21 protein-coding genes, 1 tRNA gene and 2 pseudogenes are annotated in these 21012 nt (G+C 61.9%); 15 read left to right on the forward strand and 9 right to left on the reverse strand.

Translation table 11 applies throughout. From position 1 onward, the window contains the following. Positions 1 to 25 precede the first annotated feature (25 nt). The 6 genes from ispE (at position 26) to hisC (ending at position 4720) form a co-directional block, all read left to right on the forward strand. Positions 26 to 907 (forward strand): 4-(cytidine 5'-diphospho)-2-C-methyl-D-erythritol kinase, encoded by an 882-nt coding sequence (gene ispE / locus HWX00_RS32150; RefSeq protein ID WP_069706839.1) that lies wholly within the window; start codon positions 26 to 28, stop codon positions 905 to 907. Positions 908 to 962: 55 nt separating this feature from the next. Further along, a tRNA-Gln gene (locus HWX00_RS32155) sits at positions 963 to 1039 on the forward strand. Positions 1040 to 1084: 45 nt separating this feature from the next. Then, a complete protein-coding gene (locus HWX00_RS32160; RefSeq protein ID WP_034189266.1) occupies positions 1085 to 2047 on the forward strand; it encodes a ribose-phosphate pyrophosphokinase in 963 nt (320 codons plus the stop codon). A gap of 161 nt (positions 2048 to 2208) precedes the next feature. Beyond that, the gene (locus HWX00_RS32165) at positions 2209 to 2814 is read left to right on the forward strand and encodes a 50S ribosomal protein L25/general stress protein Ctc (RefSeq protein ID WP_034189265.1); all 606 of its coding nucleotides are present in this window, start codon (positions 2209 to 2211) and stop codon (positions 2812 to 2814) included. 120 nt (positions 2815 to 2934) lie between these two features. Next, complete coding sequence (gene pth / locus HWX00_RS32170) at positions 2935 to 3534, forward strand: aminoacyl-tRNA hydrolase (protein WP_034189264.1); 600 nt, start codon at positions 2935 to 2937, stop codon at positions 3532 to 3534. 118 nt (positions 3535 to 3652) lie between these two features. Next, entirely contained in the window at positions 3653 to 4720 is a 1068-nt protein-coding gene (hisC, locus tag HWX00_RS32175) for a histidinol-phosphate transaminase (protein ID WP_175028672.1), read from the forward strand. An 82-nt stretch (positions 4721 to 4802) separates the two neighbouring features. Here hisC and HWX00_RS32180 read toward each other — a convergent pair whose 3' ends face one another. Next, positions 4803 to 5069 carry a YfhL family 4Fe-4S dicluster ferredoxin gene (locus HWX00_RS32180; protein ID WP_006477774.1) on the reverse strand — a complete coding sequence of 89 codons (267 nt, stop codon included), beginning with the start codon at positions 5067 to 5069 and terminating at the stop codon, positions 4803 to 4805. Positions 5070 to 5252: 183 nt separating this feature from the next. On the opposite strand from HWX00_RS32180, the pseudogene HWX00_RS32185 reads away from it, so the two are divergent. From HWX00_RS32185 to HWX00_RS32200, 4 genes and pseudogenes are all read left to right on the forward strand, one after another. Beyond that, positions 5253 to 5318, forward strand: a pseudogene (locus HWX00_RS32185) (YfhL family 4Fe-4S dicluster ferredoxin); the annotation flags it as partial. An 86-nt stretch (positions 5319 to 5404) separates the two neighbouring features. Then, positions 5405 to 6496: a DUF262 domain-containing protein gene (locus tag HWX00_RS32190; RefSeq protein WP_208456749.1), complete on the forward strand. Its 1092-nt coding sequence runs from the start codon at positions 5405 to 5407 to the stop codon at positions 6494 to 6496. 7 nt (positions 6497 to 6503) lie between these two features. Beyond that, positions 6504 to 7439: a HEPN domain-containing protein gene (locus tag HWX00_RS32195; RefSeq protein ID WP_226194142.1), complete on the forward strand. Its 936-nt coding sequence runs from the start codon at positions 6504 to 6506 to the stop codon at positions 7437 to 7439. A 635-nt stretch (positions 7440 to 8074) separates the two neighbouring features. Then, positions 8075 to 8520 (forward strand): annotated as a pseudogene (locus tag HWX00_RS32200) (DUF6641 family protein). A 41-nt stretch (positions 8521 to 8561) separates the two neighbouring features. Here the strand turns inward: HWX00_RS32200 and HWX00_RS32205 are convergent. Together HWX00_RS32205 and HWX00_RS32210 are read right to left on the reverse strand one after the other, a co-directional pair. After that, the gene (locus HWX00_RS32205) at positions 8562 to 9338 is read right to left on the reverse strand and encodes a hypothetical protein (protein ID WP_175028674.1); all 777 of its coding nucleotides are present in this window, start codon (positions 9336 to 9338) and stop codon (positions 8562 to 8564) included. Continuing rightward, the gene (locus HWX00_RS32210) at positions 9335 to 10243 is read right to left on the reverse strand and encodes a TIR domain-containing protein (RefSeq protein WP_175028675.1); all 909 of its coding nucleotides are present in this window, start codon (positions 10241 to 10243) and stop codon (positions 9335 to 9337) included. Before HWX00_RS32210 ends, HWX00_RS32205 begins: the two co-directional genes overlap by 4 nt. Positions 10244 to 10393: 150 nt before the next feature. Here HWX00_RS32210 and HWX00_RS32215 point away from each other — a divergent pair, with 150 nt between their 5' ends. Then, positions 10394 to 10579 (forward strand): hypothetical protein, encoded by a 186-nt coding sequence (locus tag HWX00_RS32215; protein WP_175028665.1) that lies wholly within the window; start codon positions 10394 to 10396, stop codon positions 10577 to 10579. A gap of 144 nt (positions 10580 to 10723) precedes the next feature. Here HWX00_RS32215 and HWX00_RS32220 read toward each other — a convergent pair whose 3' ends face one another. The 3 genes from HWX00_RS32220 to rsmD all read right to left on the reverse strand — a co-directional run bounded on the left by HWX00_RS32220 (position 10724) and on the right by rsmD (position 13138). After that, positions 10724 to 11710, reverse strand: a complete 987-nt coding sequence (locus HWX00_RS32220; protein ID WP_175028676.1) for a tyrosine-type recombinase/integrase — start codon at positions 11708 to 11710, stop codon at positions 10724 to 10726. Positions 11711 to 11911: 201 nt separating this feature from the next. After that, a complete protein-coding gene (gene coaD / locus HWX00_RS32225) occupies positions 11912 to 12412 on the reverse strand; it encodes a pantetheine-phosphate adenylyltransferase (RefSeq protein ID WP_175028677.1) in 501 nt (166 codons plus the stop codon). A gap of 111 nt (positions 12413 to 12523) precedes the next feature. Next, positions 12524 to 13138 (reverse strand): 16S rRNA (guanine(966)-N(2))-methyltransferase RsmD, encoded by a 615-nt coding sequence (gene rsmD, locus HWX00_RS32230; RefSeq protein WP_175028678.1) that lies wholly within the window; start codon positions 13136 to 13138, stop codon positions 12524 to 12526. Positions 13139 to 13355: 217 nt separating this feature from the next. On the opposite strand from rsmD, the gene ftsY reads away from it, so the two are divergent. Further along, positions 13356 to 14510 (forward strand): signal recognition particle-docking protein FtsY, encoded by a 1155-nt coding sequence (ftsY, locus tag HWX00_RS32235; RefSeq protein WP_034189261.1) that lies wholly within the window; start codon positions 13356 to 13358, stop codon positions 14508 to 14510. A gap of 82 nt (positions 14511 to 14592) precedes the next feature. Here ftsY and maiA read toward each other — a convergent pair whose 3' ends face one another. Beyond that, complete coding sequence (gene maiA / locus HWX00_RS32240) at positions 14593 to 15237, reverse strand: maleylacetoacetate isomerase (RefSeq protein WP_049034324.1); 645 nt, start codon at positions 15235 to 15237, stop codon at positions 14593 to 14595. 178 nt (positions 15238 to 15415) lie between these two features. Here maiA and ybiB point away from each other — a divergent pair, with 178 nt between their 5' ends. Beyond that, on the forward strand, positions 15416 to 16390 hold the full coding sequence (gene ybiB / locus HWX00_RS32245) for a DNA-binding protein YbiB (protein ID WP_034189259.1): 975 nt from the start codon (positions 15416 to 15418) through the stop codon (positions 16388 to 16390). Between the two features lie 379 nt (positions 16391 to 16769). Then, positions 16770 to 18422 (forward strand): 2-isopropylmalate synthase, encoded by a 1653-nt coding sequence (gene leuA, locus HWX00_RS32250; RefSeq protein ID WP_034189299.1) that lies wholly within the window; start codon positions 16770 to 16772, stop codon positions 18420 to 18422. A gap of 142 nt (positions 18423 to 18564) precedes the next feature. Here leuA and HWX00_RS32255 read toward each other — a convergent pair whose 3' ends face one another. Both HWX00_RS32255 and HWX00_RS32260 read right to left on the reverse strand, forming a co-directional pair. Continuing rightward, on the reverse strand, positions 18565 to 18948 hold the full coding sequence (locus HWX00_RS32255; protein WP_034189258.1) for a nuclear transport factor 2 family protein: 384 nt from the start codon (positions 18946 to 18948) through the stop codon (positions 18565 to 18567). Positions 18949 to 18993: 45 nt separating this feature from the next. After that, positions 18994 to 19563, reverse strand: a complete 570-nt coding sequence (locus HWX00_RS32260) for an acyloxyacyl hydrolase (RefSeq protein WP_175028679.1) — start codon at positions 19561 to 19563, stop codon at positions 18994 to 18996. A 358-nt stretch (positions 19564 to 19921) separates the two neighbouring features. On the opposite strand from HWX00_RS32260, the gene rpoH reads away from it, so the two are divergent. Further along, positions 19922 to 20857: an RNA polymerase sigma factor RpoH gene (gene rpoH / locus HWX00_RS32265; RefSeq protein WP_034189256.1), complete on the forward strand. Its 936-nt coding sequence runs from the start codon at positions 19922 to 19924 to the stop codon at positions 20855 to 20857. The last annotated feature ends 155 nt before the right edge of the window (positions 20858 to 21012 follow it).

Here is a 21012-nt window from a genome sequence, read left to right on the forward strand (position 1 = left end):
GCACCGGCCCAGCCCAGACATACGCATGACCGATTCGACCCGCTCGCTGCGCAACTGCCTTGCGCCCGCGAAACTCAACCTGTTCCTGCACATCACCGGCCGTCGCCCGAACGGCTATCACGACCTGCAGAGCGTGTTCCAGCTGCTGAACTGGGGCGATACGCTGCACTTCACGCTGCGCGACGACGGTCGCGTCGCACGCGTCACCGACGTGCCCGGCGTGCCCGAGGAAAGCGATCTCGTCGTGCGCGCGGCCAACCTGCTGAAAACGCATACGGGCACCGCGCACGGCGTCGACATCGAGATCGACAAGTGCCTGCCGATGGGCGCCGGTCTCGGCGGCGGCAGCTCCGACGCGGCGACGACGCTGCTCGCGCTGAACCGCCTGTGGCAGCTCGACCTGCCGCGTGCCGAGCTGCAGTCGCTCGCGGTCAAACTCGGCGCCGACGTCCCGTTTTTTATTTTTGGAAAAAATGCGTTCGCAGAGGGTATCGGAGAAGAATTAGCTGAGGTAGAATTGCCGACTCGCTGGTTCTTGGTTGTGACGCCAAGCGTTCATGTCCCGACCGCTGAAATATTTTCAGATGAGTTGTTGACAAGAGATACGAAGCCCGTCACAATTGCTGACTTTCTTGCACAGCAAACCAGCGATGCGGGATGGCCAGATAGCTTCGGCCGGAACGACATGCAGGAAGTTGTAACAAGGAAGTACGCGGAAGTTGCGCAGGCGGTCAAATGGTTGTATGATGTGACCCCCGCGAGGATGACCGGCTCCGGAGCAAGCGTGTTTGCAGCGTTTCACAGCAAGCACGAGGCAGAAGCGGCGAAAGCCAAGCTGCCCGCCAGCTGGAAGGGCGCAGTTGCCGAGAGTCTGAACGAGCATCCGCTCTTCGCTTTCGCGTCATGAAGTTTTACTTTGCCGAACGGCCTACACGAGTTCGGTGAAGCAGTCAGTTAAGTGTAGGGGAGTCGCCAAGTTGGTCAAGGCACCGGATTTTGATTCCGGCATGCGAGGGTTCGAGTCCTTCCTCCCCTGCCAAAAATTTTCCCGCATTTCCCGCCCCAAGCCTGAAGCAGGTGCACGATGAGCAGCCACAGCCATGATGGCCTGATGGTCTTTACTGGCAACGCGAATCCCGCGCTTGCCCAGGAAGTCGTCAATATCCTTGGTATCCCCCTCGGCAAAGCAATGGTCAGCCGTTTCTCCGACGGCGAGATCCAGGTCGAGATCCAGGAAAACGTGCGTGGCAAGGACGTCTTCGTCCTGCAATCCACGTGCGCACCGGCGAACGACAACCTGATGGAACTGATGATCATGGTCGATGCGCTCAAGCGCGCATCCGCCGGCCGGATCACCGCAGCCATCCCCTACTTCGGCTACGCTCGTCAGGATCGCCGCCCGCGTTCGGCGCGGGTCGCGATCTCGGCGAAGATCGTCGCGAACATGCTGGAAATCGCCGGCGTCGAGCGGATCATCACGATGGATCTGCACGCCGACCAGATTCAGGGCTTCTTCGACATCCCGGTCGACAACATCTACGCAACGCCGATCCTGCTGGGCGACCTGCGCAAGCAGAACTACTCGGATCTGCTCGTCGTGTCGCCGGACGTCGGCGGCGTGGTGCGTGCCCGGGCACTCGCGAAGCAGCTCAACTGCGATCTCGCGATCATCGACAAGCGTCGCCCGAAGGCGAACGTCGCCGAAGTGATGAACATCATCGGTGAAGTCGAAGGCCGCACCTGCGTGATCATGGACGACATGGTCGATACGGCCGGCACGCTCTGCAAGGCCGCACAAGTGCTGAAGGACCGCGGTGCGAAGCAGGTGTTCGCGTACGCGACGCACCCCGTGCTGTCGGGCGGCGCCGCGGATCGCATCGCCGCATCGGCACTCGACGAGCTGGTCGTCACCGACACGATCCCGCTGTCGGCCGAATCGCTGGCCTGCTCGAAGATCCGCTCGCTGACGAGCGCGAGCCTGCTGGCCGAGACGTTCTCGCGGATCCGCCGCGGCGATTCGGTGATGTCGCTGTTCGCGGAATCCTGATCGCGAATCGACGGAACAAAGCATGCGCGGAAAGCGAAGCGGCAACGCTTCGCTTTTTGCACAATCGGACGGGATAGACGAAACCCCGGCCGTTTCATCAGGGGCCGCCGTTTGACGGCCCCGTTTTACTGCCTGGTCGCGGGCAGCTATTGGAGAATCATATGAAAGTCGTCGCTTTCGAGCGCCAACAGCAAGGTACGGGTGCGAGCCGCCGCCTGCGCAACGCTGGCAAGACCACGGGTATCGTTTACGGTGGCGAAGCCGCCCCGCAAAAGATCGAACTGGATCACAACGCCCTGTGGCACGCCCTGAAGAAGGAAGCTTTCCACTCGTCGATCCTCGACCTCGAAGTGGCTGGCCAGTCGCAACAGGTTCTGCTGCGCGACGTGCAATACCACCCGTTCAAGCAACTGGTGCTGCACGTGGACTTCCAGCGCGTTGACGCGAAGAAGAAGCTGCACACGAAGGCACCGCTGCACTTCCTGAACGCGGAAGTCAGCCCGGCCGTGAAGCTGTCGAGCGCGATCGTTTCGCACGTCGCGACGGAAATCGAAATCGAGTGCCTGCCGGCCGACCTGCCGGAGTTCCTCGAAGTCGACCTGTCGAAGATCGAAGCCGGTCAATCGCTGCACGCGAAGGACATCACGCTGCCGAAGGGCGTCGCGCTGGTCGCGCACATCGACGCGGAAAACCCGGTCATCGCTTCGGCGACGGTCCCGGCTGGTGCCGTGTCGGACGCAGCCGAAGGCGAAACGCCGGCTGCCTAAGCGGCTGCCTACGCGCCCCATCGATCCGTTTCACGAAACGGTCGACGCAACCCGCCGCGGCTTGCCCGGCGGGTTTTTCTTTTTCTGCGCCCAGGCGGCCGCTGCCGCCTTCGAAACGTCATGATCAAACTGATCGTCGGCCTCGGCAATCCCGGGGCGGAATACACCGCGACGCGCCACAACGCCGGCTTCTGGCTGATCGACCAGCTCGCCCGCGAAGCCGGCACGACGCTGCGCGACGAACGCCGATTCCACGGCTTCTACGCGAAAGCGCGCCTGCACGGCGAGGAAGTCCATCTGCTCGAGCCGCAGACCTACATGAACCGCTCCGGCCAGTCGGTCGTCGCGCTCGCGCAATTCTTCAAGATCCTGCCCGACGAGATCCTCGTCGCGCACGACGAGCTCGACCTGCCACCCGGCACCGTGAAGCTGAAGCTCGGCGGCGGCAGCGGCGGCCACAACGGCCTGAAGGACATCTCCGCGCACCTGTCGTCGCAGCAGTACTGGCGGCTGCGGATCGGCATCGGCCATCCGCGCGACCTGATTCCGGAAAGCGCACGCGCCGGCGCGAAGCCCGACGTCGCGAACTTCGTGCTGAAGCCGCCGCGCCGCGAGGAGCAGGACGTGATCGACGCGTCGATCGAACGCGCGCTCGCCGTGATGCCGATGGTCGTCAAGGGCGAACTCGACCGCGCGACGATGCAACTGCATCGCAACTGATCGCCGCTCGCACCGGCCCGGTGCATCGGGCCGTCCGGCGTCGCCGGGCGGCTGCGCCCGCCCCACTACGACGCGCACATGCGGTAATCTCGACGTTTTGCCCGACAGGAGCCAAGCGGTGAGCCGTTACTGGAGCGACGTCGTTCAGCAACTCGTGCCTTACGTGCCGGGCGAGCAGCCCGCGCTCGCGCACCCCGTCAAGCTGAACACCAACGAGAATCCCTATCCGCCGTCGCCGCGCGTCGTCGCGGCGATCGCACGCGAACTCGGCACGACCGGCGACACGCTGCGTCGTTATCCCGACCCGGTCGCGCGCGCGCTGCGCGAGACGGTCGCGGCCCATCACCGCATCAAGCCCGAGCAGGTGTTCGTCGGCAACGGCTCCGACGAGGTGCTCGCGCACACGTTCCAGGCGCTGCTGAAGCACGACCGGCCGCTGCGCTTTCCGGACATCACGTACAGCTTCTATCCGACCTACGCGCGTCTGTACGGTGTCGAGACCGCGATCGTGCCGCTCGCGGACGACTTCTCGATCCGTGTCGACGACTACCTCGACGATGCCGGCGGCGTGCTGTTTCCGAACCCGAATGCGCCGACCGGGCGCGCGCTGCCGCTCGCGGATGTCGAGCGGATCGCGGCCGCGAACCCGTCATCGGTCGTCGTGATCGACGAGGCGTATGTCGATTTCGGCGCGCAGTCGGCGATTGCGCTGATCGACCGTCATCCGAACCTGCTCGTCGTGCACACGACGTCGAAGGCGCGCTCGCTCGCCGGCATGCGCGTCGGCTTCGCGTTCGGCGATGCGGCGCTGATCGACGCACTGAACCGCGTGAAGGACAGCTTCAACTCCTATCCGCTCGACCGGCTCGCGCAGGTCGCCGCGCAGGCCGCGTATGAAGACACCGACTATTTCGACGCGACCTGCCGGCGCGTGGTCGACAGCCGGACGCGGCTCACGCACGCGCTCGACGCGCTCGGCTTCGACATCGTGCCGTCGGCGGCGAATTTCGTGTTCGCGCGCCATCCCGCGCACGATGCGGGCACGATCGCGGCGAAACTGAAGGAACGGGAAATTTTCGTGCGGCACTTCCGGCTGCCGAGGATCGACCAGCACCTGCGCATCACGGTCGGCACCGACGCCGAATGCGACGCGCTGGTCGCGGCGTTGCGCGAGTGGCTGGCCTGATACGGAAGAACCGGCGCCGGGTGGCGCCGATCGGGACGCGGAACGCGCGCTCGCCCATCAACGGGCGCGCGTCACCGCCGGATCACGACGCGTCGTCGCCCTTCACGGCGATCAGCGCGTGATACTTCTCCATCAACTGCGCGTGCGATTCGTCATGCTGCGGATCGCGCGGAATGCATTCGACCGGACACACCTGCTGGCACTGCGGTTCGTCGAAATGGCCGACGCACTCGGTGCACTTGTTCGGGTCGATCACGTAGATGTCCGGGCCCATCGAAATCGCGCCGTTCGGGCACTCGGGCTCGCACACGTCGCAATTGATGCACTCGTCGGTAATCATCAAAGCCATGCTGCCACCAACTTTCCTATAAAAAACAATATATTATAGCTTTTCATCCTTCCGCACGGTCGTGCAAATTCCCCGAAATCCATGTTTTTGAGTTGCGGCCGAGTTGCACAGGTGTTGCAGATTTTGCACCGCGCAAAGTCGAGATAGCACGCCACGCCATGAGCAACAAGACGTTTTCCGCACAATTGCGACGTTTGCGAGCCCGAGTGCCCGAACGGCGCGATTTCGATGGGCCCGGACATCTACGTAAGCCGCATTCGCGTGGGGACACTACGGCGAATGTGCTACGCTACCCGCCGATCCAGCCCTTTCAATAATTGACGCCAGGAGCCCAAATGGCCGCCCCCGCTAGCACATCTCAGAAAGAGATCGAAATCACGAAGATCTTCAACGCCGCTCAGGACCGTCTTGTCCTGCAGGCTTCTGATATGTCGTTGGAGACTGTGGCGGCCATGGTTGAGAAGGGAGCAATCGATACGCAGCCGTCGTATCAACGGCGAGAGCGCTGGAGTCCGAAGCGGCAGTCTGCGTTAATCGAGTCGTTCTTATTGAACATCCCGATCCCGCCGGTGTATCTCGCCGAAGAGGCATACGGTAAATACACCGTGATCGATGGGAAACAACGCCTATCCACGATTACCCGGTTCATGCGGAACAAGTTTTCACTGGGTGAGTTGGAGAAATTTACCGCACTAACAGGATTTACGTTTGAGAAGCTACCGACCGAGCCCAAAAATGCGCTCGAAATTCGCCCGTACGTTCGCGTCATCACGCTATTGAAACAGTCCGATCCGGATTTGAAGTACGAGGTTTTTGAGCGTCTCAACACAGGTGGCGAAGCTCTGTTTGCGCAGGAAATTAGAAACGCGGCGTTTCGAGGAAAACTAAACGATCTCTTGTTCCAACTCTCGACCTCGAATTTTCTGCGCCAGCAGCTAAAAATATCAAAGAATACCGAGCCTGCATATCTGCAGATGCAGGATGTGGAATACGTGTTGCGCTTTATGACAATGCGTGATTCATGGGCGAACTTCTCCGGTGACTATCGAAGGTCCATGGATAAGTTCATGGAGAAGAACCGTGATCCGTCTCCCGCCCAGCTTGCGGCTTTCAGGAAAGCATTCCTAGATGCACTAGCCCGATGCGAGATGTTCTGGGGGGCAGACGCCTTCAAGAGATACGACGGAGCATCGACACGAAACCAGTTCCTTGCCGGCATGTACGACGCGCAGATGGTCGCTGTGTCACTGCTGAGTGTAGCAAAGGTAAAAAAGCTTAGCGCGAAGATTCCACAAATTCGCAAGGCGACCAAGAAGCTTTTTGAGGGCGGTGAATTCGAAGGTTGGGTGCGTACCGGCACGAATACTCGCTCCAGTGTTGAGGGTCGTATAGGAGCTATTAAGGGCATGCTGGACACGATAGCGTGAGGTAGAAATGTCGACCGCACGTGATCAACTTGTCGGCAGAATCGCCGCTATACAGACGGTCCTGTCTGATCCTCTGTCAACCGATAGTTCCCCGGTACCTACCCCGAATAGCCCAGCAGTCGTTATACGCAACGGCTGTATGGTAATGCTCTTTAGCGCGCTGGAGGGTTTTCTGCGAGATCGAAGCCTAGAGTGCGCGAGAGCTATTGATCAAACAGCGGTGCCATATACCCACTTGCCCATTGGACTGAAAGCGGCGTCTCTGATTGCGACGTTTGAGGGGCTTGGCAATCTATCTCGTAGTTTGCCAATGAGCGACAAGCTTTCAGAGTTCGAACAAGCCGCCGTTGCTGTTGCAGCGGGTTCATTGGGGTCACCCTATCAGTTCACGGCCTATTCGTTCGGGCGTGACAAATCCAATATTACTTCGGAAGATGTCTCAAAGATTGCGAAAAGTTTTGGTGTCGACAATTTTTGGCGGGCTGCGGGAATTGTGAGTCAGAAGGCCGGCATGGCAATGCCGGGCAACGTTGATGATGTGTTTAAGCAGTTGGCGCGTGAGCGTCACAAGGCTGCACACGTACCATCGTATAACGTGTCGCATAGTCAACTGATGGCGGCACTGCCCCAAGCACTTACGCTTGCTCTCAGCTTTGATGCCCTTGTTTCTGCAGCGACTGAGCGCCTAAGCACATCTCATATTGCCCGTGGTGTGCCACCAGCTTCAATTACCGGCACGGACGTTGATTTTTTGACACTCAAACCACACAGAGCTGGAAATTGGGGCGCATTCCTTCCTAACCGCGCAAGAGCACTGTTCACCGAATCGGACTTTAACGCTGCGTTGGCACGAGCCACGTTAGCTGCAAGATCACGGCAACTCTCAGTAGTTTGCCAGGATTCAACTGGCAGAGCTTCTGTTTGGAAAACGGTTCTGGGCTGACAGCGTTTCACTTCAAGCCCGGCGCCTGGTGATTTAGTCGGCTTGAATTACAGACAATTTGACTTAGCGGGTTCGATGCTCGAGCCTGCACACATCAAAAAGTCTAGCGCATGGCCGAGCAGAACATCACCATTGTCGGTTGACGCACAATTCGAGATCCCGAAACTTAAGGTCGGGTAAAACCATTCAAGGGGCTCCCTCTTCGCACAAATATTTCAAGGGTGATCTGTCGTTGTGGTGGGCACGGCAGTCCTTGCACGGAAGGACGATGACGGCGCCGGTCGGCGTCCAGTCCGAGCAATCGGCTAAGCCATCTTCGGCGTCGCACCCTGCTCTTTTCTGGACGGCGTTGGCTTTCTAGATTCGCACGGCGCGCAAGCATGAGAGCCATGGCAACCCAGGCCGCACCAATTGTCGGTGCGACCGACATTTCCCCTACGGTTGGCCAAACGAGCCATCATGCGTTTCGCTACCAGATCCCACAAAAATTCTTGTGGCTCAACCTATGACTTTGTCCGCCGAAATTGCGGTTCCGCAGGGTAGCACGCGAAGCGAGACACAGCGTCAAACTTTTCTTGATCCCATGCCAGACGGAATACATCCTCCTCTGTATCGAAACGACATAGGAGGAATACATGAGCGCAATCGCAAATCTGAAGATCGTCGCTGCGAAACGGCCCGGTGCGCTGCCGCAGATCGTGCAACGCCGTAACCGACTGATCGCGCAAATTTGGGAACAGACGGAACTCGCCAAGGCTCAACAGGCTGGAACGTCGTTTACACCGACGAAGTTTCGTTCGGTGAAGGATGCAGAAACCGGCGAACGACGTAACTTGGAAGTGCAGAAGCGTGTCCGTGCTTGGTGGTGGACTGCCGAAAACGGCCGCGTTCATATGTTCGTCAAGTACGGTGCTAAGACGCTGGAACTTGCGAAGGTAAGCAGGCTATCGAAGTCGGTACGCTGGACGATCTGATTCCAACGCTCGAAACGCTCAAGGCGGCAGTTGCTGCCGGTGAACTTGATGCTCAGATCGAAGCCGTCAGCGGTCTGATGCGGTCGGGGTTTGTTAGCAAGAAGTGAAGTGCCTGGCAGGTCCGATGTTCGGACCTGCTATTAATCAGTTATCGGTCTGTCGCGGACTCTTTATACATTTTAAATCCCTCGACATGCTTGAGATCGAGCCGCCTGAATCGCATCAACCCTCCTTGAGATGATGGCCAAATACCTTTTATATCTGGCGAAACATGCACGGCATTTACACCGCCGCTAAGTTTTGTCGCATCCCACACACATGAACCGATGGCTTTAGGTTGATAGTTGCCGGGCACGCCTACTAAGGTGATCATTGCTTTACTCATCGCCAGTCCAACCCCAAGGGAAATTTCCGGCAGATTGTAGCGTTCCGCGATTGCGTCATTAATCAGCGTCCTCATACTACCGATACAGTCTTTCGCGGCACGGTATGCAAGCCGAACAGAATTTTCCCTATCGTCCTTGTTTACACTGAACAATACCAATCCGCCATCACCCAAATATTCTGTAACCATGCCATCTTTGAAGCCGCAGGTAACGGCGAAAGCTGGTAGAAGTGCTGACGTTTCGTAGTAAACCCGTTGTAGTCCATTGACTTTCGCATTTTTTATATGCGTCTTGAGTCGTTGGGTGGATCCACGCATGTCAATTACCAGCGCGATAAACTCGTCGACTTGCGGATGATCTGCCGACACAACCCGATAACCCGGGATGTTTGAGTCGGCGCTATCGGCAGCGTATGACTCCATTGACTTTTGTAGCCGTGCCTCTACCAACAAATGACCGACTTTTCTCCAATTGGACTCTGCACGATCGAGGCCTTGCTCGATCGCGGCACGCACCTTCGCAGTCTCATTATTGTTCATCGATTTACTTTCTCGATGTGCGTGCGAACCTTCTTCCATGCTGCCGCCATATCGCGGTTCGGGGCGTCATCGGATAGCTTTGCTGGATAGTCGATGGTTGTTACGCCAGCAAGATCGCTCGGCAGCTTTATAGCCACGCCCTTCGGTTTCATCAAAATGGTTCGGCGGCGGCCAAGCCGTCCCATGAATAATCCAAGCTCGAATATGACATTGTCTCGTGGACTCGGGCTCCTCCCCTTGCGAGATGTTGTCAGATCATCATCTTGTGCAATTGCGATAGCAAAATCGGCCGTTTCAAGATGCTGTTCGAGGTCTTCGAGTGGATAACTACTCACTCCAAAAACGTTGTCAGGCCAGTTCCAGAATCTGATATTTTCTTCATGCTCAAATGCAATGACCCCTGTTTCGGCGACCGGCAGAGCTTCAACTGAGGAAATCGCAAACACATTTACCTTTTGATCTGCGCGGGCAAGTGCCTTGTTGCGTCGTTCCAAGCGGCGCGCTAGCTCAGTAGCAATATGCTTGTATATCCGAGGAAATTGATCTGCCAACTCTATGAACTGAGACTCTGAGAGTTTGGCCGCCACGACAGTGCCATCGGCGACTACAGTTGCGGATCGCGGTAGCGCTTCGATTGCGGCCATTTCACCCACGTGCCTACCCGCATCAACGCGATCAACCTCTTTCTTACCTACGACGATCTTCGTGCCACCGGTCAATAACAAGTAAACGTCGCTTGACTGATCACCCTGCACGATCAGTTTTTCCCCGTCATGAAACTCGACAAGCTCGCAAGTATCGGCCAATCGCTCCGGCAAGTTGGGAATATCCCGACAAACTCCCTGCATTCCAAGCGCGTCGATGAGATTTTGACGACGCGTTTCTCCCTCGAACCGTTCCTTCATTACTACCCCCGTAGCATATAGAGAAATATTCGTTCTTCATTTGACCAATGCACAACTACCGGTCAGTTGCTGTGCAAGTATCCCGCACGGCCGGTCACTCATGGTCTTATTTCGTATAAATACCAGCAGCCAGTGATGGAGACAACACCCATGAGATACCACGAAATCCTGACCCGAGCAGGTCTGCATGAAGTCGCAGACCTTGAGCAGCAGCGCATCAAAGCGCAGAAGCAGGCCGCCAAGCGCCAGACGGTCGCAGCAAAGCGTGCCGACCTGACCCATCGCGTCGACAAGGCGAAGAAGCAGCTCGCCAACCTCAACGCCAAGCCGATCTGATCGATATCCGGTAAATGTCGGTCGAACCGACGTTTACTTGAGGCACAAGCCCTGTCCGTACGCAATCGAACAGGGCTTCGTTATTATAGAGAACCGCATTTTTTGAGGTTTCCCGTGTGTACGGTATACACAAGTTATCAGCGCTTATCCGAGCTTCTTCGCCAGTTCGCTCGCCGACGTGTGGTAATACCGACTCAGCATCTGAACGTTCGAATGTCCCGTCACCGATGCAAGCTCGATCACGTTCGGCAGCTTTTTGGCAAGATTCGTCGTTGCCATGTGCCGGAGATCGTGAAAGTGAAAGTTTTCTATTCCGGCACGTTTGCACGCTCGCGGCCACGCACACAAGACGACGTTCTGACTGATCGGGATAACGCGCTCGTCGATGCGCTCCAAGCTTTCCAGAATTGTGATCGCGGCACTGCTCAACGGAACATACCTATCCTTGCCGTTTTTCGTTATAGGGAGATAGGCCGTGCGTTGATCGAAGTCAACGTGTCTCCATTGCAGAGACAATAATTCTCCTTGTCGCATCGCAGTCTCAAGCGCAAGCTTCACGAGCGGTAGCAACCACTTGCTCCGCAATCCGTGGCGCTCCGCATGCAGTTCATGCAAGAGGCAATCAAGTTCGGCAGGCTTCAATATGCGATTCCGCCCAGGTGGCAATCGGGGCTTTTTCACAAGCTTCGTCGGATTGCTTACTGAGAGTCCCCATTCACGTTGCGCATGGGTGATCACTGCGCTGATCGTCGCGAGTTCACGGCAGACGCACGAGTTGGTAGCCACCTTGAGACGTTGATCGCGGTAATCGGCCAGCAGACTGGCCGTCAGATTGCGCATGCTGTATTCAGCGATCTTGTCGCGCAGCATTTTGCCGATCCGATATTCTTCGCTGCGCCTGCTACGCTTGGTCGGCGTGATCGATTCCTTGTAACGCTCCAGTAGTTTGCCGAAGGTTATGTCGGTCGTACCTGCCGGATCGACCCACGTTCCGTCGTCCATCGACGTTTCGACGGAACGTGCCCAGACTTGCCCTTCTGCCTTCGTCGCAAATGATTTGTACTGCGTAGGAAATCCCTTGCGATTAATTTTGACTTGCCAGCGTCCGCTGCGCTGACTGAATGTCGCCATGTTTTTGCCTCTGAGTTGCAGTTGAGTTGCAAAAACATGATTTCGGACAATTGGAAAAGCTGGAAAGCCTCAGCCCACGGTTAAACCAGCGATATGACCCCAATTTTCAATTGATGCACTCGTCGGTAATCATCAAAGCCATACTGATCTCACTTCTTCAGGCCGGCGGCCGGCTTCGCGACGAAACCGGCCGGCGCCGCATCACGCGGCAGGGCCTCCTCCCATCGCCGTCACTTTCTCGGTCAGCCACTTCTCGACGGACGGGAACACGAACTTGCTGACATCACCGCCCAACTGCGCGATTTCGCGCACGATCGTCCCCGAGATGAACTGGTACTGGTCGGACGGTGTCATGAACATCGTCTCGACGTCGGGCAACAGGTAGCGGTTCATCCCCGCCATCTGGAACTCATATTCGAAATCGGACACGGCACGCAGGCCGCGCACGATCACGCGTGCGTTGTTGGTCCGGACGAAATCCTTCAGGAGACCGGTGAAACTCATCACCTTCACGTTCGGGTAATGGCCGAGCACCTCGTTCGCAATCGTCAGACGTTCTTCGAGCGAGAAAAACGGCTTTTTCGCGCGGCTGTCGGCGACGCCCACGACCAGCGTATCAAAAATGCTCGACGCACGCCGCACGAGGTCTTCGTGCCCGCGCGTCAGCGGATCGAACGTACCGGGATACACGGCGACTACCATGTCGCTCCTCCTGTCATCACGCAAACGGGATGGCAGCCGCGCGATGCGCACGCCACTGCCGAGATGGGCATGCGTCGCCTTTGCGGCGCGCCGCCTCGTATGGAACGCGCATTATTCATCATTTTCGCGCCGCAGCAAATGATAGTGAACCGCGCCGGCCTTGCCGTGCTTCACCACCTCCCAGCCCGCGAGCGCCTCGTGCGCGGCCGGGTCGAGTTCCGCCCCCGTTTCGACGTACAGCGCGCCGCCCGCCGCGACGAGCGGCGCCGCCAGCGCGATCGCGCGATCGAGCACGGCCGGTTCGCCGAACGGCGGATCGAGAAACACGACGTCGAACGCGCCCGGCGTGAGCCCGGCTGCGAGCCGCAGCGCATCGGCCTCGGCAACCTCGACCGAACGGGCGCCGAGCTTGTCCTTGATCGCCCGCAGCTGCTGCGCGGCGCGCGGGTGACGCTCGACCATCACGACGCCCGCCGCGCCGCGCGACGCGGCCTCGAAGCCGAGCGCGCCGGTGCCCGCGAACAGGTCGAGGCAGCGGCGGCCTTCGAGATCCTGGCCGAGCCAGTTGAACAGCGTCTCGCGCACGCGGTCGGGTGTCGGCCGCAGGCCGTCGAGATCGAGCACCGCGAGCGGCGTGCGCTTCCAGTCGCCGCCGATGATGCGGATCGTGTGCGGCTTGCCGCGGGCAGGAGGGGCCGCCGGGCGGCCGGAAGAGAAACGGGACATACGGGATATCGACGACGGAGGGACCGGGCGCGCGCAGGGGCGCACCGCCAAACAGGCGCACGTTACCACAGCGGCGGCGCGCGCTGACGCGAGCGCCACGCCGCACTGATAAAATGCACGGTCTCGGCCGCCGTGCGCCGCGCCCGCGCGAACGCAGAACGGCCCGCCCAGCGCCCCGCCTCTCTCGGCGGGCCTGCCCTCTTCCCGACGTCAGACCATGTTCAGTTTCTTCAAACGATTCAAGAAATCGCAGGAGCCCGATCCGGCGGAATCGCAATCGGCCGACGCGCAGCAAGCGGACGAGCCGTCCGATGCGCCCGCGCCCGTGGCCCCGCCCGCGGCCGACGTGCCGCAGGCACCCGCGCAACCGGCCGCGCCGGCCGTCGTGATGACGGTCACGCCGACCAACGACGGCCGCGACGAGGTCGTCGAGACGGTCGAGATCGTCCCGCCGCCGCTGCAGGACGCGTCCGCGAAGAAGTCGTGGCTCGCGCGCCTGAAAACGGGGCTCGCGAAAACGGGCTCGAGCATCACCGGCGTCTTCGTCAACACGAAGATCGACGAGGATCTGTACGAGGAGCTCGAAACCGCGCTGCTGATGTCCGACGCGGGCGTCGATGCGACCGAGTACCTGCTCGGCGCGCTGCGCGAAAAGGTGCGCACGGGCCGGCTGACCGACCCGCAGCAGGTAAAGGGCGCGCTGCACGACCTGCTCGTCGAACTGCTGACGCCGCTCGAGAAATCGCTGATGCTCGGCCGCGCGCAGCCGCTCGTGATGATGATCGCCGGCGTGAACGGCGCGGGCAAGACGACCAGCATCGGCAAGCTCGCGAAGCATCTGCAGAGCTTCGACCAGTCGGTGCTGCTGGCCGCGGGCGATACGTTCCGCGCGGCCGCGCGCGAGCAGCTCGCGGTCTGGGGCGAACGCAACAACGTGACGGTCGTGCAGCAGGAAAGCGGCGATCCGGCCGCGGTGATCTTCGACGCGGTCAGCGCCGCGCGCGCGCGCAAGATCGACGTGATGATGGCCGATACGGCCGGCCGCCTGCCGACGCAGCTCCACCTGATGGAAGAGCTGAAGAAGGTAAAGCGCGTGATTGCGAAGGCGCACGACGGCGCGCCGCACGAAGTGCTGCTGGTGATCGACGCGAACACCGGCCAGAACGCGCTCACGCAGGTGAAGGCATTCGACGACGCGCTCGGCCTCACGGGCCTGATCGTCACGAAGCTCGACGGCACCGCGAAGGGCGGGATTCTCGCCGCGATCGCGCGGCAACGCCCGGTGCCCGTCTACTTCATCGGCGTCGGCGAAAAGGTCGAGGACCTGCAGCCGTTCAGCGCGGTGGAATTCGCGGACGCGCTGCTCGGCTGACCCTCGCCGGCACGCACCGCACGGGGCGCCTTCGGGCGCCCTTTTTCATGCGCGCCCGCTCGTCACCAGCGGCGCGGCGCGCTCATTCCGCGTCGGGCTGCGCGCCCGGCTCGGCGGCCTTGAACGCGTCGAGCGCCGCGGCGTGGTCGGCGATCCGCTGGATCGTCGGGAAGCGCGTGGTATCGATCGAGAAGCGGTTCGCGTTGAACACCTGCGGCACGAGGCACACGTCGGCGAGCGTCGGCGTGTCGCCGAAGCACAGCTTGCCGGTGCGCGGATCGCTCGCGAGACGCGTCTCGAGCGTCTCGAAGCCGGCCTCGATCCAGTGCCGGTACCACGCGCTCTTCGCCTCCTCGGGCACCTTCATCGTGTGCTTCAGGTACTTCAGCACGCGCAGGTTGTTCAGCGGATGGATTTCGCACGCGATCTGCAGCGCGATCGCGCGCACGTATGCGCGATCGACCGGCTGCTTCGGCAGCAGCGCGGGCTCGGGATGGGTTTCCTCGAGATACTCGATGATCGCGAGCGACTGCTGCAGCGTCGCGTCGCCGTCGACCAGCGTCGGCACGACCGCGTCCGGATTCACTGCGCGGTACGCGTCCTTCAGTTGCTCGCCGCCGTCGCGCAGCATGTGCACGGGAACATAGTCGAACGGCAGCCGCTTCAGGTTCAGGGCAATCCGCACGCGGTACGACGCGGAACTGCGGAAATAGCTGTAGAGCTTCATGGGATGTCTCTGTTGGTCGTATTCGGCCGGCAACGGCACGGGCGCGGCGCAACCGGCGCGCGCACCGCCGGGACCCAGAGTGTAGCGCGGCACGATGCGCGGCCGCGCCCGTGCGATACTCGGGCATTCCTCACCGCTCACCGCGCGGCCCGATGCCGGCCGCCCGCCCCACGCCCCGATGACCGCTTCCCCCGACACCGCCGCCGCTCCGTTCCCTTGCGCCCGCTTCATCAAGGAAATCGGCCGCGGCCCGAACGGCGCGCGCGCGCTGTCCGCCGAGGACACGTTCGCGCTCTATCGCGCGATGCTCGACGCACGCGTGTCGGACGTCGAACTTGGCGCGATCCTGATCGCCTATCGGCTGAAGGGCGAAACCGCCGACGAACTGGCCGCGATGCTCGCCGCCGCGCAGGCGTCGTTCGAGCCCGTGCACGTGCAGGACGCCGCGTTCCGCCCGGTCGCGATCCCGAGCTACAACGGTGCGCGCAAGCAGCCGAACCTCGTGCCGCTGCTCGCGCTGCTGCTCGCGCGCGAAGGCGTACCGGCGCTCGTGCACGGCGTGGAGCGCGATCCCGGTCGCGTGACGAGCGCGGAGATCTTCTCCGCGCTGTCGCTCGCGCCGTCGGCGTCGCACGATGCGATCGAGGACATGCTGGCCGAGCGCCGCGTCGCGTTCGCACCGATCGGCGTCCTGGCGCCGCGCATCGCCCGCCTGCTGTCGATGCGCAGCGTGCTCGGCGTACGCAACTCGACGCACACGCTCGTGAAGATCCTGCAGCCGTTCGCGCCGGCCGGGCTGCGGCTCGTCAACTACACGCATCCGCCGTACCGCGACAGCCTCGCGCAGCTGTTTCGCGATCATCCGGACGCCGCGCTGGGCGGCGCGCTGCTCGCGCGCGGCACCGAGGGCGAAGCCGTCGCCGACACGCGGCGCCAGGTGCAGGTCGACTGGCTGCACGACGGCGTGTGCGACACACTGATCGAGGCCGAGCGTTCGTCGACCGATGCGCCGCCCGTCGCGCTGCCCGAAGCGCGCGATGCGGCGACCACGGCCGCGTGGACGGACGCCGTGCTGCGCGGCGAGGTGCCGGTGCCGGACACGGTGGCGCGGCAGGTCGCGACGATCGTGGAGATCGCGCGCATCGCACGCTGACGACGCGGCCGCGACCGGCCCCTTTGTCCCGACCATTTGACACGCGCCCGCATCCTGGCATAGAGTGACTGCCATGCGTTCCTTTCCGAACACCCTCCGAATTACCTCCGGCCGCCTAGCGCGGCCGCTATCGCTACGACTAGCCTAAGGCTGTCGTAGCGCCGTGTGCTGTCCGCACGGTCCCTCCCAGCAGTTCCTCGCAGTACCCCTCTCGCAGTTTTTACAACCGAAGTCGTCAGCATTCGTCCGTCTATCCGTCGGCCGATTCGCGAAGATCATCCGCATCCGCGGCGCAATGGCGCGCGGCGATGCGAGGCAGCGCCAACCGTCGCTCATGCCGCCCGTCTTCGCTCGCGACTTGAGACCCGAGGTCCAGAAGATGCAGCGCAATCCGCAAGACAAGTACCGTCCGTTCGAACCCGTCCGCCTCAATGGCCGCCGCTGGCCGTCCCGCACCATCGAGCGCGCGCCCGTGTGGATGAGCACCGACCTGCGCGACGGCAACCAGTCGCTGATCGAGCCGATGAGCATCGAGCAGAAGCTCGAATTCTTCGAGATGCTGGTGGCGATCGGGTTCAAGGAGATCGAAGTCGGTTTTCCGTCGGCGTCGCAAACCGACTTCGATTTCGTCCGCAAGCTGATCGACGACCAGCGGATTCCCGACGACGTGACGATCGAGGTGCTCGTGCAGTCGCGCGAGGACCTGATCGCCCGCACGTTCGACGCGCTCGAAGGCGTGCCGCGCGCGATCGTGCACCTGTACAACGCGGTGTGCCCGTCGTTCCGCCGCATCGTGTTCGGGATGTCGAAAAACGACGTGAAGGCGCTCGCGATCGACGGCACGCGCATCATCAAGGCGCACGCCGACGCGCGCCCCGACACGCAGTGGACCTTCCAGTACTCGCCGGAAACCTTCAGCATGACCGAGCTGACGTTTGCACGCGAGATCTGCGACGCGGTCGCGCAGACGTGGCGCCCGACCCGCGACCACAAGATGATCGTCAACCTGCCGGCCACCGTCGAAGCCGCAAGCCCGAACGTGTTCGCCGACCAGATCGAATGGATGGACCGCAACCTCGCGTATCGCGACAGCATCGTGCTGTCGGTGCATCCGCACAACGACCGCGGCACCGCGGTGGCGGCGGCCGAACTCGCGCTGCTCGCGGGCGCCGACCGCATCGAGGGCTGCCTGTTCGGCAACGGCGAACGCACCGGCAACGTCGATCTCGTCACGCTCGCGCTGAACCTCTACACGCAGGGCATCGACCCGGGCCTCGACTTCTCCGACATCGACGCGGTGCGCCGCGTCGTCGAACGCTGCAACCAGATTCCCGTGCACCCGCGCCACCCGTACGCGGGCGACCTCGTGTTCACCGCGTTCTCGGGCTCGCACCAGGACGCGATCCGCAAGGGTTTCGCGCAGCAACGCCCCGACGCGGTCTGGGAAGTGCCGTACCTGCCGATCGACCCGGCCGACCTCGGCCGCAGCTATGACGCGGTGATCCGCGTGAACAGCCAGTCCGGCAAGGGCGGCGCGACGTTCCTGCTCGAACGCGGGATGGGCTTCACGCCGACGCGGCGCGTGCAGATCGAATTCAGCCACGCGGTGCAGACGCTCGCGGACGCATCCGGCGAGGAAGTGACGGGCGACGCGATCTGCGCGCTGTTCACGCGCGAATTCTTCGAGACCGACGGCCCGGCCGCGCGCCACGGCGGCAGCGCGCGCTGGCAGAACCGCGAGATCGCGGCGGCGCCCGCGGCCGCGACCGAGTCGGCGCCGGAGGACGCCGTGCGACGATTCGCCGCGGCCTTCGCGGCGGCGGCCGGCGCCGCGATCGACGTCGCGTCGTGCGAATCGGTGCGCGCGACGGACGGACGGTTCGCGGTATCGGTCGGCTGCCGGGTCGGCGACGCACCGCTGCGGCACGGCGTCGGCCTGCATGCCGATGCGGCGAGCGCCGCGCTCGACGCGGTCGTCAGTGCGATCAACCGATCGGCGTGGCACTGCACGGACCACCGCGCGGCGGCCTGACGGCCGCGCATCGACCGAGCGTTCAAACGTCAGCGAGCGGAACGACCGCCCGTGCGCCGCGCGATCCGCGCCGCACGGGCCAGCAAAAAGCGGCCCAGAAGGCCGCTCGATTCGGGGGCATGAAAAGGAGCGCGACGCGCGCTCATGTCTCGGTCGCGCACCGCGTCGCCTGCCACGCGAGCAGGCACCAGCGCCCCTGTTCCTCGGTGTGGACGGACGTATAGGCGATCGGGAAGACCAGGCCGCCGTTGTTCGTTTCCATCTCGATCAACGCGCGCCCGGTGACGACGCAGGTTTCGCCGCCGACCGGCAGCACGTCCTGCGACTGGATTTCGATCTGGCGATAGCGGCGGCGGCCGGCGACGATGGCATCGATGAACTGCTGCTTGGTTTCGCGTTTGCCGTTGGTGTGCACGAAGAACACCTTGTCCGACAGCAGCGCGCCGAGCGCCTCGCCGTCCCCGTCCACCATCGCCCGGAACCGATCGCGCTCGAGCGCGCGGATCGCATCGATCACCTTCGCCATCGCCTGACTCCTCGGCAACGCGCCCGCCGTGCGCGGGCGTGCGGATCAGAAGTTGTACTGCACGTAGAACTGGTGGAAATTTATACCAGGATTCGGCTCTTTGATACCCGCGTTAGACACATGTTCAAAACGGTAGCCGACCTGATACTGTTGCCGTTGGCCGAACTGCACGCCGACGCCCCCGGTCGGCGCGAACTGGAACGCGGTCGACAGCGAGAAGTTGTTCGAGATCGTCGGATGGGTCAGGAGCCGGACCCCGCCGCCCGCCTCGATGAACGGGCGAATCTCGCCCGTGCTCTTGATGAAGCGGAACAACGGCGTCACGCCGAATTCGCCGATGCTGCCGTGGACGTTGCCGCCCGTGTGCCAGTATCCGGCGTGCCCTTCGACGACGAACGCGAAGTGCCAGCCGCCGACCTGCCACCAGTTCCAGCCCGGATCCCACACGACGCCCAGGTCGCCCTTGTCGATCCCGCGCCGATCCGAAAACCCGCCACCCGCCTGGATCCCCCATCGATCCGCGAACGCCGCACCCGGTCCGCCCAGCAGGGACGCCGCCAGCAACGCATGCAGCGCAAGCCGGCTGCGGGGCCGGCGATTCTTCTTATTGTTCATCTGACACTCCAACTTTTTGGGTTGAATGGAGCCTGCCGCGACGGCCTGGCCCGAGCGAACTGAATGGTATGGTAAAGGACTTTTCGGATCGGCATCACGAAGCGAAATGGCTTGCTTCCAAAACGGCAAAAATCGAAATCGTCTACTGATTACCATCAGAAACAACGGTTTACGGAACTTCGCGTCGCGCCCCGGGTCGCAAATTAGACTATCGATTCGACTTCTTCGATAGAAAAACGGGAACTCGGATGCCCACGTCCGCTCTAAGGATTAGCACTCGTCTTCCGGGAGTGCTAAGATGGCCCACGGAATCTCATTCGAGACCGGGGGTTTGTCCCTGATTCCAAAGGAGTTTTTAGTGAGCAACGCCCTGACCCTCCCGAACACCCTGAGCCCGACGCCGGCCAAGGCCGAATCGGCAGGCTCGCTGGCGCTCGCAGCCCAATCGATGTTGCCCGGCCAGCTCGGCAACATCGACGCGTACATCCAGGCCGTCAACCGCATTCCGCTGCTGACCGCCGAAGAGGAACGCCGGTACGCAACCGAATTCCGCGAGGACAACAACCTCGACTCGGCGCGCCGCCTCGTGCTGTCGCACCTGCGTCTGGTCGTGTCGGTCGCACGCAACTATCTCGGCTACGGCCTGCCGCACGGCGACCTGATCCAGGAAGGCAACATCGGCCTGATGAAGGCGGTGAAGCGTTTCGACCCGGCGCAAAACGTGCGCCTGGTGTCGTACGCGATCCACTGGATCAAGGCCGAGATCCACGAGTACATCCTGCGCAACTGGCGCATGGTGAAGGTCGCGACGACGAAGGCGCAGCGCAAGCTGTTCTTCAACCTGCGCAGCCACAAGAAGTCCATGCAGGCGATGACGCCCGAGGAAATCGACGGTCTCGCGCAGGAACTCAACGTCAAGCGCGAAGACGTGACCGAGATGGAAACGCGCCTGTCGGGCGGCGATATCGCGCTCGAAGGGCAGGTGGAAGACGGCGAGGAATCGTACGCGCCGATCGCCTACCTGGCCGACTCGCACAACGAGCCGACCGCCGTGCTCGCCGCGCGTCAGCGCGACATGCTGCAGACGGACGGCATCGCGCAGGCGCTCGAGGCACTCGACGCGCGCAGCCGCCGCATCATCGAGGCGCGCTGGCTGCACGTCGACGACGACGGCTCGGGCGGCTCGACGCTGCACGATCTCGCCGCCGAATTCGGCGTGTCCGCGGAACGCATCCGCCAGATCGAAGCGAGCGCAATGAAAAAGATGCGCACGGCCCTCGCCGAATACGCGTAAATCGCCGGCGCTCGAGCGCGCCTCGTCGAAAACCGCTGCCCGACCGGCAGCGGTTTTTTTTCGTGCGTCTTTTTCGCGGATTTTCACGCGCTTCCGCATGCGCTTCTCTTCCCGCTTCTCTTCCCGTTTCTCCGCTCGTTTCCCTTCCCGTTTCT

The sequence above is a fragment of the Burkholderia seminalis DSM 23518 genome (assembly GCF_902832885.1).
In the GTDB taxonomy this organism is placed as follows: domain Bacteria; phylum Pseudomonadota; class Gammaproteobacteria; order Burkholderiales; family Burkholderiaceae; genus Burkholderia; species Burkholderia seminalis.